Origin of the sequence: Mycolicibacterium lacusdiani (genome assembly GCF_021916785.1) — a bacterium.
Lineage (GTDB): Bacteria > Actinomycetota > Actinomycetes > Mycobacteriales > Mycobacteriaceae > Mycobacterium > Mycobacterium lacusdiani.
In genome coordinates this window covers 428367-443448 of the sequence record NZ_JAKCFC010000001.1, presented here as the reverse complement: position 1 = coordinate 443448, position 15082 = coordinate 428367, and the positions used below count along the sequence as shown (strand labels likewise).

General features: G+C 66.3%; 17 protein-coding genes. 8 read left to right on the top strand and 9 right to left on the bottom strand.

The window, feature by feature from the left end:
• Positions 1-18: 18 nt before the first annotated feature.
• The 3 genes from upp to LOK44_RS02250 are packed head-to-tail and all read right to left on the bottom strand — an operon-like array spanning position 19 to position 3166.
• Positions 19-648, bottom strand: coding sequence for a uracil phosphoribosyltransferase (upp, locus tag LOK44_RS02260; RefSeq protein WP_237568407.1), 630 nt, complete (start codon positions 646-648; stop codon positions 19-21).
• The gene (locus tag LOK44_RS02255; protein WP_237568405.1) at positions 648-1850 is read right to left on the bottom strand and encodes a URC4/urg3 family protein; all 1203 of its coding nucleotides are present in this window, start codon (positions 1848-1850) and stop codon (positions 648-650) included. Before LOK44_RS02255 ends, upp begins: the two co-directional genes overlap by 1 nt.
• Complete coding sequence (locus LOK44_RS02250; RefSeq protein ID WP_237568404.1) at positions 1847-3166, bottom strand: GTP cyclohydrolase II; 1320 nt, start codon at positions 3164-3166, stop codon at positions 1847-1849. Before LOK44_RS02250 ends, LOK44_RS02255 begins: the two co-directional genes overlap by 4 nt.
• 112 nt (positions 3167-3278) lie before the next feature.
• Between LOK44_RS02250 and LOK44_RS02245 the strand changes: the two genes are divergently transcribed.
• On the top strand, positions 3279-4610 hold the full coding sequence (locus LOK44_RS02245; RefSeq protein ID WP_237568936.1) for an MFS transporter: 1332 nt from the start codon (positions 3279-3281) through the stop codon (positions 4608-4610).
• A 10-nt stretch (positions 4611-4620) separates the two neighbouring features.
• Here LOK44_RS02245 and LOK44_RS02240 read toward each other — a convergent pair whose 3' ends face one another.
• Together LOK44_RS02240 and LOK44_RS02235 are read right to left on the bottom strand one after the other, a co-directional pair.
• Complete coding sequence (locus LOK44_RS02240; protein ID WP_237568403.1) at positions 4621-4866, bottom strand: hypothetical protein; 246 nt, start codon at positions 4864-4866, stop codon at positions 4621-4623.
• Positions 4867-4968: 102 nt separating this feature from the next.
• Positions 4969-6453 (bottom strand): MFS transporter, encoded by a 1485-nt coding sequence (locus LOK44_RS02235; protein ID WP_372481155.1) that lies wholly within the window; start codon positions 6451-6453, stop codon positions 4969-4971.
• 99 nt (positions 6454-6552) lie between these two features.
• Between LOK44_RS02235 and LOK44_RS02230 the strand changes: the two genes are divergently transcribed.
• A complete protein-coding gene (locus tag LOK44_RS02230) occupies positions 6553-7197 on the top strand; it encodes a flavin reductase family protein (protein WP_308192697.1) in 645 nt (214 codons plus the stop codon).
• 9 nt (positions 7198-7206) lie between these two features.
• Here LOK44_RS02230 and LOK44_RS02225 read toward each other — a convergent pair whose 3' ends face one another.
• On the bottom strand, positions 7207-7875 hold the full coding sequence (locus tag LOK44_RS02225; protein WP_237568401.1) for a response regulator transcription factor: 669 nt from the start codon (positions 7873-7875) through the stop codon (positions 7207-7209).
• A 132-nt stretch (positions 7876-8007) separates the two neighbouring features.
• Between LOK44_RS02225 and LOK44_RS02220 the strand changes: the two genes are divergently transcribed.
• Together LOK44_RS02220 and LOK44_RS02215 are read left to right on the top strand one after the other, a co-directional pair.
• Positions 8008-8289: a GlsB/YeaQ/YmgE family stress response membrane protein gene (locus LOK44_RS02220; RefSeq protein ID WP_237568400.1), complete on the top strand. Its 282-nt coding sequence runs from the start codon at positions 8008-8010 to the stop codon at positions 8287-8289.
• Between the two features lie 79 nt (positions 8290-8368).
• Positions 8369-8737 (top strand): STAS domain-containing protein, encoded by a 369-nt coding sequence (locus LOK44_RS02215; RefSeq protein WP_237568398.1) that lies wholly within the window; start codon positions 8369-8371, stop codon positions 8735-8737.
• A gap of 135 nt (positions 8738-8872) precedes the next feature.
• Here LOK44_RS02215 and LOK44_RS02210 read toward each other — a convergent pair whose 3' ends face one another.
• On the bottom strand, positions 8873-9322 hold the full coding sequence (locus LOK44_RS02210; RefSeq protein ID WP_237568397.1) for a hypothetical protein: 450 nt from the start codon (positions 9320-9322) through the stop codon (positions 8873-8875).
• Between the two features lie 334 nt (positions 9323-9656).
• Between LOK44_RS02210 and LOK44_RS02205 the strand changes: the two genes are divergently transcribed.
• Positions 9657-10034 (top strand): helix-turn-helix domain-containing protein, encoded by a 378-nt coding sequence (locus tag LOK44_RS02205; protein WP_237568395.1) that lies wholly within the window; start codon positions 9657-9659, stop codon positions 10032-10034.
• Between the two features lie 35 nt (positions 10035-10069).
• A complete protein-coding gene (locus tag LOK44_RS02200) occupies positions 10070-10393 on the top strand; it encodes a hypothetical protein (protein ID WP_237568394.1) in 324 nt (107 codons plus the stop codon).
• A gap of 32 nt (positions 10394-10425) precedes the next feature.
• Here the strand turns inward: LOK44_RS02200 and LOK44_RS02195 are convergent, their stop codons facing one another.
• Both LOK44_RS02195 and LOK44_RS02190 read right to left on the bottom strand, forming a co-directional pair.
• Positions 10426-13314 (bottom strand): MMPL/RND family transporter, encoded by a 2889-nt coding sequence (locus tag LOK44_RS02195; RefSeq protein ID WP_237568392.1) that lies wholly within the window; start codon positions 13312-13314, stop codon positions 10426-10428.
• On the bottom strand, positions 13311-13745 hold the full coding sequence (locus LOK44_RS02190; protein ID WP_237568391.1) for an MmpS family transport accessory protein: 435 nt from the start codon (positions 13743-13745) through the stop codon (positions 13311-13313). Before LOK44_RS02190 ends, LOK44_RS02195 begins: the two co-directional genes overlap by 4 nt.
• A gap of 228 nt (positions 13746-13973) precedes the next feature.
• On the opposite strand from LOK44_RS02190, the gene LOK44_RS02185 reads away from it, so the two are divergent.
• Both LOK44_RS02185 and LOK44_RS02180 read left to right on the top strand, forming a co-directional pair.
• Positions 13974-14552, top strand: coding sequence for a TetR/AcrR family transcriptional regulator (locus LOK44_RS02185; protein ID WP_237568389.1), 579 nt, complete (start codon positions 13974-13976; stop codon positions 14550-14552).
• 76 nt (positions 14553-14628) lie between these two features.
• Positions 14629-15057 (top strand): alpha/beta hydrolase, encoded by a 429-nt coding sequence (locus LOK44_RS02180; RefSeq protein WP_237568387.1) that lies wholly within the window; start codon positions 14629-14631, stop codon positions 15055-15057.
• Positions 15058-15082 lie beyond the last annotated feature (25 nt).

Sequence of the window (15082 nt, the reverse complement as noted above, 5' to 3'; positions counted from 1 at the left end):
GGCAAACCCGTGACACCGTCACTTGGTGCCGAACATGCGGTCACCCGCGTCGCCCATGCCCGGCACGATGTATCCGTGCTCGTCGAGTTCCCGGTCGACGGCCGCGGTGTAGATCGGGACGTCGGGGTGTTCGGCGTGCAACGCGGCGATGCCCTCCGGGCACGCCAGCAGGCACACGAACTTGATCGACTTGGGCCCGGACTCCTTGAGCCGCTCGACGGCGGCAACCGCGGAGTGTCCGGTTGCGAGCATCGGATCCACCACCACGACGTCGCGCTCGTCGAGGTCGGTCGGCAGCTTGAAGTAGTACTCGACGGCGATCAGCGTCTTCGGGTCGCGGTAGAGGCCGATGTGCCCGACCCGAGCGCCGGGTACCACCGCCAGCATGCCGTCGAGGATGCCGCTGCCTGCTCGCAGAATCGACACGAACACCAGCTTCTTGCCGTCGATGGCCTTGCCGCGGGTCACCTCCAGTGGCGTCTCGACCTCGACGTCGTGCATCGGGATATCGCGCAGCACCTCGTAGGCCATCAGCATCGACACCTCGTGCAGAAGCTGGCGAAAGGTCTTCGTGCTGGCGTCCTTTCGGCGCATAAGTGTCAGCTTGTGCTGCACCAGCGGGTGGTCCACCAGATGCACCTCGGTCATCAGAACACCGTCCCGTCGCTGTCGATGGTCAGAGGCGGCAGTCCGCCGCGCAACTGCTTGGCGAGAATCCGGCCGGTCGCCCACGTGCCACCCTCCAGTACGCAGGCCAGGGGGACGTCGACACCGAGTTCGCCGCGGACGAGGTCGGCGAGTTCGTCGAGCAGTGCGACGGTGAGCGCCCGCCATTCGACGACGAGTTCGTCGCAAGCCGTCCACGTGCGCGAGGCCCATTCCGCATCGCGCAGTGCGAGGACGCCGGTGTCGAGAAGCAGTCCGCCGTTGCGGTATTCGGGCAACCCGGTCAGTGCGTCGAGACCGTCGACGGTGACCCCGGCCCACTGGAACGGCTCCAGCAGTGAGTAGGTGAGCCACTGGGAGAGCTTGTGGAACGGCACCCAGCCTGCGGTGAGCCCCGGCCCCGGAACCGCGTCGTGGCGCCAGCAGTCGCCGAGTGCAACACCGTCGATGGCGTTGGCCGACGGCCAGATGTCCGACAGCGACGACAGGAGCGCGGTGAGGATGGCGTGCGCGGTGACGTGACCGTCGGCGCCGATGAGGGCGCTCGCCATGCCACCCGGGCGCGCCGGGCGGCCGAAGACGTCCGGACGGTCGGCCAGCGCGTTGCCGAGGCGGCGGAGCACCTCGACGCGGCCGTCGAGCCCGACGAGTGGGTTCGACGCGTCGGCCTGCAATGCCCTGGCGATGTCGTCGACGCGCAGGGCGTGCAGTCCGTCGGCGTCTGCCCGCAACGGGTGTGACGGGTCACTCGAGAACACGCCCGCGGTGAATGCGTGAAAGCTGGCGACGCCCAACCCCTCCGAGCGCGAATACCGGTCGCCGCCGGCCTCCCGGTAGTGCCAGTCCGGTCCTGCCCCGGCGTCGAGGAGCACGCTGACGACGGCCAGGTCGATCATCGCCCGCAGCCGCTCGCGCGGCTCGGGCAGTGCGTCGTCGAGGATCGCCTTGCGGTCGACGCCACCAGCCTCGAAGTGGCGCCAGCGGCTGTGGAAGGGCACCGCCAGGTCGGGATACCGGGTGCGCGTCGTCTGCGCGACCAGTGTTGCAGCGCCTGGCATCTCGTCGTCATCCACGGTGAACCAGGGCGATTCGTCGGCACGTGCACGCGCCAGCAGCCAGGCCGCGCGCTCGCGAACGGTCGTGGTGGATCGCAGCGCGGCGGCCGCGGACTCCGGGCTGCTCACGGGTTGGGCACGTCGAGTGGGTCCAGCGCCTCCAGTGTGTCCAGCGCACCGAGCCGTCGGCCCTTGGCCTTCTTGAGTTCGTCGGCGTCGGGAACCGGGCCGGAGGTGAAGTATCCGGCGGCCGTCTTGGCGTCGATCTCCACTCGCGCGTCGGGCGGAACCAGGTCGTCGGGGATGTTCACGCGCTCGCCGACCTCGATGCCCGATCCGGTGATGGCGTCGTACTTCATGTTGCTCATCGAGACCAGGCGGTGAATCTTGCGGATGCCGAGCCAGTGCAGAACGTCGGGCATCAGTTCTTGGAAGCGCATGTCCTGCACGCCCGCAACGCATTCGGTGCGGGCGAAGTACTGGTCTGCGGTGTCGCCGCCTGCCTGGCGCTTGCGTGCGTTGTACACGAGGAACTTCGTCACCTCGCCGAGTGCGCGACCCTCCTTGCGCGAGTACGCGACGAGGCCGACTCCTCCGCGCTGTGCGCCGAGGATGCATTCCTCGATGGCGTGGGTGAGATAGGGCCGGCACGTGCAGATGTCGGAACCGAAGACGTCGGAGCCATTGCACTCGTCGTGCACGCGTGCGGTCAATTCAGCGGCGGGGTCGGCGAGATCGGCGGCGTCGCCGAACACGTAGAGCGTCTGGCCACCCACCGGCGGCAGGAACACGTCGAGATCCGAGCGCGTGACGAGTTCGGGGTACATGCCCCCCGTCTCCTCGAACAGCGCGCGACGCAGGTCGGCCTCGGTGCAGCCAAACCGGCGTGCGACGCCGGGCAGGTACCACACCGGCTCGATCGCCGCCTTGGTCACCAAGGCGGCACCACTGGCGAGCAGGAACCGGCCGTCCGGCCGCAGTCGGCCGCGTGCGATCGCGTCGGCGATCTCGGGGAGGATCACGTGCGCCTTGGTGACGGCGATCGTGGGCCTGATGTCGTAACCCGCGGCGATCTCGTCGGCGAACACGTCGACGACCGTGCCGCCCCAGGGGTCCAGGCTGACGATGGCCTCGGGGTCGGTCCACTGCGGGTAGGGGCCGATCACGTCGGTCGGCGAGGTGTTCGTCAGATCGGCGCGGTGCTCCCGCGACAGCGATCCCGCCGCGACCGCCAGGGCGCGGTACACGCCGTACGAGCCGCTGTGGGTGCCGACCACGTTGCGGTGCCCACGGGTAGTCGTGGTGCCGACGACGGGGCCGCGTTCGGCAGCAGTGGCGGCACCCCAGGTGATCGGCATGGCGGCGTGGCCACCACTGTGCGAGGTCAACCGGATGTGGCCGGCGGAGCGGGCAGGGGGCCGCACGGGTGTCACGTCAGCCGCCATCGTGCCTCCTGTGGGGAAAGTCGCCAGCTTAGCGACTCGTCGGCGTCACCGCCGGTCGACTACGTTGGCCGGAATGTCCAGCGCCCGGAGTTCTCGGTCGTTTCCGCGGGGGATGACGCTGCTGGTGTCCGGTGCCTTGTTCATGGAGATCCTCGACGCCACGATCATCGCCCCGGCCATTCCGCTGATGGCCGAGTCGTTCGGGGCGCAACCGGTCGACGTCGGCGTGGCGATATCGGCCTACCTGGTGACCGTCGCCGTGTTGATTCCGGCCACCGGGTGGATGGCCGACCGGTTCGGCGTCCGCAGGGTGTTCCTGGTGGCGATCGCGGTGTTCACCATCGCCTCGATCGGCTGCGCGGCCAGCCCGTCGCTTCCGATGCTCGTGGCGATGCGCGTGCTGCAGGGGATTGGCGGCGCGATGATGGTGCCCGTCGGTCGGCTTGCGGTGCTGCGCAATTCGACCAAGTCCGACCTGGTGCATGCCATCGCCATGCTGACCTGGCCCGCGCTCACCGCGCCCATTCTCGCCGTTCCGCTCGGTGGGGCCATCGCGACGTTCGGGTCGTGGCGGTGGATCTTCGTGATCAACATTCCGATCGGCATCATCGGATTCCTGTTCGCGCTGCGCCTCATTCGCGGGTCCGCGGTACCGGCGGCACGGCCGCTGGACTGGCGCGGATTGGTGCTGAGCGCGTTCGGCATCGCGACAACGCTCATCACCGTCGAGCGGGTGCGGCTGCACGGCGTCGAATTGCAGACCGTCGTGGTGGGTGCGTTGACGGCCGGGCTGCTGCTGGGCTGGGCCGTCTTGCACCTACTGCGGTCGACGAACCCGCTGGTGCAGCTTCGGGTTCTGCGCGTGCGCACGCTGCGCATTACCGTCTCGGCCGGCGGTGTCTATCGCGCGGTGGTCTCCGCGGTGCCGTTCCTACTGGCCCTGCAGTTCCAACTCGAGTTCGGTTGGTCGCCACTGGCAGCGGGCGTCATGGTGGCCGCACTGTTCCTGGGGAACGTGGCGATCAAGCCAGCGACCACCCCGCTGATGCGGCGCTTCGGCATCCGCAACGTCCTGCTGGTCAACGGCATCGCATCGGTCGAAGGCTTCGTCCTCCTGGCCGTGCTGCATCCCAGCCTGCCCATCGCCGCGATCACGGCGATCGTGTTCCTCAGCGGCGCACTGCGCTCGATCGGGTTCACCGCGTACGCCACGCTGGCTTTCTCCGACGTTCGAGGCGACGATCTGACGCACGCCAACACGCTGAACGCCACCGTGCAGGAACTGGCGTCGGGCTTCGGCATAGCCATCGCCGCACTGGCCTTCAGCCTGCTCGGTTCCTACTCGGCGACCTACCTGCTCCTGGGTGGCTTCATGGCCAGCACGCTCGTCGAGGCATTTCGGCTGCCGGGCGACGCCGGTCGGCACGTCAGCGCGCAGGCTTGATCGCGAGTGCTCAGGGCGCTTCGGGCGTCGTCGCCGTCACGGGAGGCGTGGCGACTTCAGGCGAGTCCGGGGCGGCGGATGCTCCCGGATCCACTGTCGGCTCGACCAGCGTCATCTCCGACGTCGTCACCGGACCCGGCGGGGCGGGCTCGGGTTCCTCTGCCTGGCTCGCGCCGCTGAAGCCGACTGCCACCGCGGCGGCGACGGTGGCCGTCGCTCCGGTCAGACCCATCACCCGCTTCGTCCGAGTGCTCACCACGACCATCACTCCTTCTGCTCCGGTGGCGGCCACGTGGCCGCCGTCACACGAACGGCTACCCCCCAGCGGATCCAAATATGCAGACGGTCCTCGGTTGGCTCAGCCCCACTCGTGATTCATGGCGCGGGAGTCGACGTTCGATTCGGCCGGGCGACCCCTGCCCTGACCGGCCCCCGACACGGCGATGAGGATCATGGCGAGCGCGGCGGTGACGGCGCCGCCGGCGAAGATCACCACGAAGGCGTGCTCCGACGGCAAGCCGGTGCCGGTGCCGGTCGCCGACCGGGCGAGCAGGACGGCCACGGCCGCTGCGGCGATCGAACTGCCGACGGTGCGGGCGATGGCGTTGACGCCGGTGGCGACTCCGGTCTCGCCGCTGTCGACCTCGCTGACGACGAGTGCGGGCAGCGCCCCGTAGCCCAGGCTGATGTAGGCGTTGACCCAGATGCCCGCCACGATCACCTGCCAGGACTGATCGTGTGAAATGGCGAGCCAGACGAAACCGATCACCCCGGTGATCGCGCCGCTGACCAGGACACGGCGCGCTCCGAAGCGGTCGATGAACCGGCCACTCAACGTGGCGGTGACGAAACCGGCGATCGCCCCCGGCAGCAGGAACACCACGCTCGCGGTCAGCACCGTCGCACTGAACCCGTACCCGGCCGCATCGCGGTCGATCTGAACGAATTGGGTCAAGCCCAGGAAGCCGAAGTAGAGCCCCATGCCCACGAAGATGGTCGCCAGGTTGGTCAGGAGCACCGCTCGCCGCGACAGCATCGCGATGGACACCAAGGGGTGACGTTGTCTGCGCTCCCACGCCCACCACGCCACCAGCACCGCGATGCCGAGCGCGGTGACGCCGAGGGTCGCCGGCGAGAGCCACCCCCACGAGTTGCCCTGGGTGATGGCGAGCAGCAGCGCCGACAGGCCGATCGCCAGACCCAAGGCGCCCAGCCAGTCGATCGTGCCGACGCCTCGCGTCGTGGCGCTCGGCACGACGGTCGCAGCGAGGACGAGCACGGCGAGGGTGAAAACCGTCGTCAACCAGAACACCCGGTGGTATCCAGCGTCACCGTTCATCAGCAGCCCGGTGACGACCAGACCGGTACCGCCGCCGAATCCCAGCGTCCCGGACAGCACGGCGAGAGCGCCGACGACGGCGCCTTCGGGCAGCGCGTCGCGCAGGATGGCGACGCAGATCGGATAGAGCGAGAACGAGACGCCCTGCAGCACGCGGGCCACGATGAGCAGGGCCAGAGACGAGGTGACCGCCGCCAGTATGGAGCCCACCAGGACGGCGACGAGTACCGCGAGCAGGACGTGCTTCTTGTTGTAGAGGTCCGCGAGCCTGCCGATGAGCGGCGTCGACGCCGCTGCGGCGAGCAGGTTGGCGGTGACGGCCCAGCTGACGGCGACGGTGGAGGCGTTCAGTTGCTCGGCGATGATGCCGAGGACCGGGACGACGGCGGTCTGCAATACCGCCACCGTGAGCGCCACCATGCTCAGCGCCACGACGAGGAGTCGCGGACGCGGGTACTGCTCGGCGGCGCTCGTGGGGCCCACGCCCGCGCCGCTTTTTCGCATGCCTAATTATGTGGGCTACCGATTGCCGGAGGCGAGGCGGTCGCCGGAAGCGCCGGACGCCGCGCGTCGTGGAAGGCTTGGTTCGGCGGGTTCGAAGACGTGAGGGAGACGATGGCAGGCAAGGACGCACACTTCTACCGGACGGCGGACGGTACCGGCCTTCCGCACGACCCGTTCAACGCGATCGTGGGTCCGCGGCCGATTGGCTGGATCTCGACCGTGAACGCCGAAGGTACCCCCAACCTCGCGCCGTACAGCTTCTTCAACGGGTTCAACTACCGTCCGCCAGTGGTTGGCTTCGCGTCGATCGGATGGAAGGACAGCGTTGCCAACGTCGAGGCCACTCGGAACTTCGTGTGGAACCTTGCGACCCGCGACCTGGCGACCGCGATGAACGAGACGTCCGCGTCGATCCCGTCAGAGGAGAACGAGTTCGACCGCGGGGGACTGACGGCCGTGCCGGCGTCCGTGGTCGACGCGCCTCGGGTGCTGGAGAGCCCGGTGAACTTCGAATGCGTTCTGACGCAACTAATTCAGCTCACCGACACCGAGGGCAACGACGTACCGACCTGGTTGGTGCTCGGACAGGTGGTGGCCGTGCACATCGACAAGCACCTGCTGGTCGACGGCATCTACGACACTCCCGCGCCGACCCCGATCTTGCGGGCTGGTGGGCCGGCTGACTACGTGGCGGTGTCGCGGGATGCGATGTTCAAGATGGTGCGCCCCGACGACCGTCGTTGAGGCGAGCCGCTACGGTCCGCCCTTCCAGTGCTCGATGCGGTTGTGGTCGGGCGTGAAGCCGTGCTTGACGCCCCACAGCACGGCCTGGGTCCGGCTCGATGCGTCGATCTTGCGGTAGATCGTGCGGATGTAGGACTTGATGGTGTTCGGACTGAGGTAGGTCAGGGCCGCCACCTCGGCATTGCTCTTGCCCTGGGTGATGAGGGCGAGGATCTCCGATTCGCGGTCGCTGAGCCCCTCGCCGCGCCCCGGCCAGTCGAGTCCGACTGCACTGCGGGCCCGAGGGGGGACGTCGCTGACGATCTTCTCACCGGCATGCACGGCCTCGAGTGCCGTGACCAACTCGCGGGCAGGCAGCGTCTTCGACAGGTATCCGTGGGCACCCTTGTCTTGGGCGCTGGCGATGAGATCGGGGTGAAAGTTCCACGTGTACACGACGACTCGTCGAGCGCGGGGATTCGCGACCAGGGCGGCGATCTCGTCGTGGTCGGCTTCGGGTTGGGCGAAGGAGTCGTACAACACGATGTCGACGGAGTCGTCGAGGCTCATGTTGGCGTCGATCTCTGCGACGACGACCCGGTCGCGGTACCGGTCGAACATGTTGGCCACACCCATGAGCACGACGTCGTAGTCGTCGACGAGGGCGACGGTGATGGGGGAGTTCGGCGGCGGTGCCATGCGTCCAGATTACCTACCTAAGGGTGTACCGGTACCCCCCTTAGGGGTGATGAGCTGACTTCCATGTCGAGCAACCGCTCGATCCACTCGATCGCAGCGCGTTCTCAGCGCTGAACAGAAAGGCTCGCAGCCATGATCGGACTCATCGTCACCATCCTCGTCGTCGGGCTCATCGCGGGCGCCCTTGCGCGTCTGCTGGTTCCGGGCAAGCAGAACCTGTCGATCCCCATGACCATCGTGCTCGGCGTCGTCGGGTCATTCGTCGGAGGATTCCTCGGCTTCCTGATCGTCGGCAAGGACAGCGCGCAGGGGTTCCTGCAGCCGGCCGGCATCATCGGCTCGGTCATCGGTGCCGTCATCGTGCTGGTGATCTGGCTCAAGGTCGGCGGCCGTAACTCGGTTCGGTCCAGGTAGCTCGGCCCCCCCGTGCGGCGGAGGTCCACTTCTTGCCCAGAGTGGATCTCCGCTGTCACCGACTCGAACGGAGAAGGCCATGAACTGTCAAGAAGAGGAAACGACTGCAACTCGTCTCGGACTCACCGAGAGCTGGTTCGGAGACGTCGCCGTGGTGGGTGTCTCGGGAGAGCTGGACATGCTGACCACTCCCGAGCTTGCCGGGGCCATCGAGGCCGCGGCGGGCAAGAATCCGTCGGCGCTCGTCGTCGACCTGTCGGCGGTCGAGTTCCTGGCGTCGGCCGGGATGAGCACGTTGATCACCGCGCACGAAGACATCACGCCGCGAACGAGGTTCGCCGTGGTGGCTGATGGCCCTGCCACGAGCCGGCCCATGCGACTCGTCGGAATCGACCAGATCTTCGCCGTGTATCGGACTCTCGACGACGCGCTTGCGGGTGTCGGGTGATCAATGACGGCCACGAACTACGCGGTCATATCCACTGCTGACGATCAACAGCCTGTGTCACGGGCCTTCTTCGAACCGTCAACATCTGATGAAGCGCACGGGCGAAGTGCTGGTGCCTGCGGTGTCCGTCGACTCTCAGGGGGCCAGCACGGCGCCGCCGGGCGGCGGGCCAACCGGACCGGTTCCAGGCGGCAGATAGATCGTCATTCCGCCGTCAGGGTCTACCGGCGTAGGCGGCGCGGCTTCGGTCGGTGGCAAGCCGACTTCGCCTCGTGATGGCGGTGGCTGGGTTGGCGGCACCTCTAGGGCGCCATCCGTGGTCGTGTACGTGCCGTCTTGGTAGTTGTCGCAGTGCTGCACTCCGCCGATATCCCGGTAACAGCACTTCGAATATCGTTTCCCTTCATGAACGGTGGTGGTGTAAGTGCCTCCCGCTTGGTCGCATTCGTTGACGATGGTCGATTCGGGGATCGCATTGCCGGCGGGTGCACTGAGCATCATCGCGGTCGCTGCGATGGCGCCCGCAGCAGCGAGGCGGGCCCCTAGCACGAAAGGCTGCGAGTATGTTGCGACTTGGGTTGTCATGGTTGCTCCCTGGGTTCGTTGATGGCCTGACGCCGGTGTTTGATCTGACGGGAGGTCGCCACAACTTCGTTGGGTGATTTCACTATCCGCTCGCGCACGATGTTGTACAGGGCATTGGCACGAACGGAGGCAACCAAAGATCGGCCGAGACCGCGAACGCTTCGGCACGTTGCTTGCGTACCGTCGTGATTCATTGCAAACCGTTTGCGGCTCAGAGACTTCTACAGGTGGACCGTCAGGACCCGCCGTGCGCCGCGCGCCAGGCGAATTGAGATGCGGGAGCGGGCCCGGCCCTGTTCTTGACTGTTCATTCCTGAATGACTATTCTCAAACCATGGGCCGCCCGCGATCGTTCGACGAAACCGGCGCCGTGGATGCTGCGGCGGCGGTATTCCGGCGTGGGGGATATGCCGCGGCGTCGGTCGATGACCTCGTGGAGGCCACCGGCGTGCATCGGGGCAGCCTGTACAACGTATTCGGAAGCAAGCATGGATTGTTCCTGCGAGTCCTGAACGCTGCTGCGGCACCGGATGCCGATCCCGCTGAGCGGCTCGACGTCTTACTCGTCGCGCTGCTTGAACTCGCTTCGGTCGATGTGCGGGTCCGCGATCGTGTCCGCAGCATCGTTGATGAGTGCGACGTCACGGCTGAGCAATTGGGCGAGCGACTGCTGGCCCGAGCAGAACTTCACAATGAGAGGACGCCAAATTGAGCAGCAATCGAGTTACCGTCACTGACGACCGCCTCGTGGTCGAGCCCCTGGGGCTGAACAAGTTGTGGTCCTTCACCCGTCGGCTCGAAATCCCGCTCGCACACGTGCGCGGAGCGACCTTCGACCCGGGTATGAGAGACGAACCAAAGGGTTGGCGCGGCCCGGGTCTCGGCCTCCCGGGCAAGCTGGTCGGCACTTACCATGCCGACGGGAAGAAGCAGTTCTGGAACATCTCCGGGTATGACCGCGCCGTCGTCGTCACGCTGGATTCGGCGGAACGCTTCGACCGCCTCGTGATCACCGTCGACAACCCGAACGAGGTGGCTGACGCCATCAACGGCGCCCGTGGTGCTCTCTGATTCGTTTCCCACGGGAGCGCCTCGCGCCACCGTTAGTCCGGTTTGATCTCCTCGGTCGTGTCCTCGGCGGTATGCCGCCCCCTCGCGCCGGCCAGGGCGAGTTCGCGGGTCCGCCGGTCGGGGCGCTGGCGGACGTTCAGGGGCCACCAGAACCATCGGCCCAGAAGCGCCGCGATCGATGGGGTCATGAACGACCGGATCACCAGCGTGTCGACGAGCAGACCGAGACCGATGGTGGTGCCCACCTGAGCCATCACCTTCAGATCGCTGATCGCGAACGACATCATGGTGAATGCGAACACCAGGCCTGCCGAGGTCACGACACTGCCACTGCCGGCGATGGATCGGATGATGCCGGTGTTCAACCCGGCGTCGCGCTCCTCCTTGAACCTGGAGACGAGCAACAGGTTGTAGTCCGACCCCACCGCGAGCAGGATGATGACCGACATGGCCAGCACCAGCCAGTGCAGCTCGAGGCCGATGATGTGCTGCCACAACAGGACTGATAGTCCAAACGACGCGGCCAGCGACAGCACCACCGTGCCGACGATCACCAACGAGGCGATCGCGGCCCTGGTGATGATCAGCATGATGATGAAGATGAGGCAGATCGCTGAGACTGCAGCGATGACGAGGTCGTAGTTCGAGCCGTCGCGCATGTCCTTATACGTGGCGGCAGTGCCGCCCAGGTAGATCTTCGACGTCTCGAGTGGGGTTCCCTTGATGGCCTCGAACGCGGCGTTCTTGATCTGGTCGATGTGCGAGATGCCTTCTGGCGTCGCGGGATCACCTTGATGGGAGATGATGAACCGCACCGCTTTTCCGTCGGGCGAGACGAATTGCTTGAGGCCCCTCTTGAAGTCGGGGTTGTCGAACACCTCGGGCGGTAGGTAGAACGAGTCGTCGATCTTGGACTCGTCGAAGGCCCTGCCGATGGCGTTCGGGTCGGACTGCTGCCTGTCCTGCAGACTCTGCTGGCCCTCCTGCGTCGCGTAGTTGGTCATGATCTGGTCGCGATTGCGTTCCTGGGTGGCGATCTGCGGAGGCAGCAGCGCGAGCAGCTTGGGTTGCAGGGCGTTGATCTTGTCGAGGCTCGCCGTCGTCTGACCGAGCAGACCGGACAGTTCGTTGATCCCGTCCAGCGCGTCGAACAGCGACCGCAGCGTCCAGCAGACGGGTATGTCGTAGCAGTGCGGTTCCCAGTAGAAGTAGTTCCTGATGGGCCGGAAGAAGTCGTCGAAGTTGGCGATCTTGTCGCGCAGGTCGTTGGTCACCTCCACCGTTTGCTTGAGCAGATCGCTTTGTTCCTGCTGCGCAGAGGCACTTTGGGACTGCAGCGTCAACTGCTGGCGAAGGATGTCGATGGAATTCGAGATGTCCGCCGCCTGCGTCAAGAGGTCGGCCGTCCGCTGCTGGGCGTAGGACTGGCCGAGCTTCTGATTCACGCCCTGCTGGCCGACGATGTAGGGGATGGAGCTGCCCTCGATCGGCGTTCCCAGCGGCCGGGTGATGGTCTGCACCCTTGCGATGCCTGGGAGGTGGAACACGTCCTTCGCGACTCTGTCGACGATGAGCATGTCCGTCGAGTTGCGCAGATCGCGGTCGGCAACGAGCATCAAGATCTCGGGATTGAGCCGCGCCTGCGGGAAGTGCTTGGCCGCGGCGGCGTAACCGATGTTCGCCTCCACGTCCGCGGGGAGGTACTTCTTGTCGTCGTAACTGGTGGCGTAGGACGGGAGCGCGAGCAGGCCGACGAGGGTCACGGCGATCGACGCCAGCAGAATCGGTCCCGGCCACCGCACGACCGCTGTACCGATGCGCCGCCAGCCCCTATTGTTCGTCGCCCGTTTGGGTTCCAACAGGCCGAAACGGGAGGCGACGGTCATCAGCGCCGGCGCCAGCGTCAGCGCTGCGATCGTCACCACGAACATTCCGATCGCGAGCGGAATGCCGAGGGTCTGGAAGTAGGGGAGTCGGGTGAAGTGCAGGCACAGTGTCGCCCCTGCGATCGTCAGACCGGATCCCATGATTACGTGGGCAGTGCCGTGGTACATGACGTAGAACGCGTCTTCTCGACTGTCACCGAGGTTGCGCGCCTCGTGGTAGCGGCCGACGAGGAAGATCGCGTAGTCGGTGGCCGCCGCAATCGCCAACAGCGTCAACAGATTCACCGCGAACGTCGACAACTCGATGATGTGGTGATAACCCAGGAACGCCACCACGCCGCGTGCGACGGCCAGCTCGAGCACCACCGTCAACAGCACGATGAGCACCGTCACGATGGACCGGTAGACGAGCAGCAGCATGGTGACGATGACCACGAAGGTCAACGCCGTCACGAGTTGAAGACTCTCGTCCCCGGCGTGCTGCTGGTCGGAGTTCAACGGTCCGGCGCCGGTGACGTAGACCTCGAGCCCCGGTGGCGGCGGGTGGTCGGCCACGATGTCGCGCACCGCCTCCACGGACTCATTGGCCAAGGTCTCACCCTGATTGCCGGCGATGTAGAGCTGAACGTAGGCGGACAGGTTGTCTGCACTCTGCGAGCCAGAGGACGTCAGCGGATCACCCCAGAGATCCTGGATGTGCTGGATGTGGGTCGTGTCCTTCCGCAAGTCTGCGATCAGGCCGTCGTAGTACTCGTGGTCTTGGGCGCCAAGGGGTTTGTCGCTCTCCAGGACGATCATCGCCGAGCTGTTCGAGTCGTACTCCTCGAACAGCTTGCCCGCCAACTGGGTGGCCTGCAGGGAGGGTGCGTCGTTGGGTGTCAACGACGTCGAGTTGGCCGCTCCCACGACCTCGAGCTGCGGCACCACCACGTTGACGACCGCGGTGAGCGCGAGCCACCCCAGCAGCACCGGCACGCAGAACAGACGCAAGAAGCGAGGAACCCGGGCGCGCCGGCCCGTCTTCAGCTCGCTCATGCCGACTTCACCAAGCACGACACCTGAGCGTTGACCCCGGTCGAGGATTGCTCGTCTCGTACCTCGTCGTCGACCACGACGCGGCAGCCGATGCTGTCACCGTCCCCCTGGGCGATGATCGTGGCGCTCGCCGACGGCTTCGTGGTCCGCAGTGTGATCGTCCACGGCAGGGGTGCGTCGTCGACCCGCTGCGGCGTGGCATCGAGGTCGAGGTAGTTGATGGTCGCCACGGCGCCTGCCATTCCGAAGATCTCGTAGGTCACGACCTTGGGGTTGAACGGTTCGGCGTCATTGGCCAGACCTGCACCCGGACGCGTTATCTCGTTGTCGGACCCGAAGAGGCCATGCATTCGGTACACCAGGGCGCCGGCGAGCACGACCACCACCACGATGAGTAGCGGTATCCAGGCCCGCTTGACGATCCCGACCATCTGGGCCCCTTCTGTCCGACCGCCCACCACGAGGTGACCGAGTCGTTCCGCAGGCGCCAGAACAGAGCCGCACGGTTGTTGATTAGCTCAGCGAACTTTAGGACGTGAATCACCGTTCGGCAAGCCAAGCGGCTAACTCGAATAAGTCGATCGGTTGGATGTCGGTGACGACGCCCGTGGGCGGGCTACCCTGTTGCTCGTCTGGAGACCAGGAGGAGGCGAGACGGGGTGGCGAAACCCATTGCACCGCGGGGCTTGGCCCGCGGCCGGGTCTTGGAGGCCGCCCTCGCCCTGTTCGCCGAGCATGGAGTGCACGGCACGTCGCTGCAGATGATCGCCGACCGCGTGGGAGTCGGCAAGGCAGCCGTGTACTACCAGTTCCGGTCCAAGGAAGACATCGTCCTGGAGGTCATTCGGCCCACCATCGAGGAGATGGCCCGGGTGATCAGGACCGCCGGAGCGCTGCCCGACCCCGAACAGCGTCGCGTCGTCGCCGTGAGCGGGATGGTCGAGATGCTGGTGCGAAACCGGCAGTTGGCGGTCATCTTCCACGGAGACCCTGCCATCGACCAGATCATGAACGGCGAACCCGATTTCAAGGCCGTGGCCGACGGACTCCGCGAGATAGTCGAAGGGCCCGAACGGAACACAGCCGAGCGGATCAACTGTTCGGTGTTCCTGTCCGGGGTGGGCAGAGCTGCCGCCGACCCGGAGTTGGCCGACGTCGACGACGACGAGCTGCATCGAGCGCTGCTGGAGTTGTCTGGCCGAATCCTCGCACCCGCTGCCAAACACGCCTCGCACTGACGAGCACGCCCTGCGCGGCTCGGCTGCTTACCGTGGGGAACCGCCCGGTCGTGTGCCCAGGCGATACTGTCGTGTCGTGCCACTGAGTCCGCTTCCCGAAATCTCCACCATCATGCAGGCGGCGGCGCCGCCCCCTGAACCAGCCGTCGGCGACGTGGCGACGCGTCGCAGCAACACAGCGGCATTGTTCGCCGCACTGGCGTCGTCGATGGAGGTCCCCAACGACGTCGAGGTCAGGCACTATGACCTCACCGTCGCCGACGGCACGGTGCTTCCTCTGACGTGGTACGAGCCGAGAACCGGAGGCCGGACCGCGAGCGCGGCGATGCTCTACCTGCACGGCGGAGGCATGATAGTGGGTCTCGAGCAGACAGCGGCCGTGTACGACATCGCTGTGCGCCAATACGTTTCGCGGTCGGGGGTGCCGGCGTTGGTGGTGGATTACCGCGTCGCGCCCGAGCATCCCCACCCAACCCCAGTGGAAGACTGCTATGCCTCTGCATAGAAGGCGAGGTGTGTGATCAACGCTG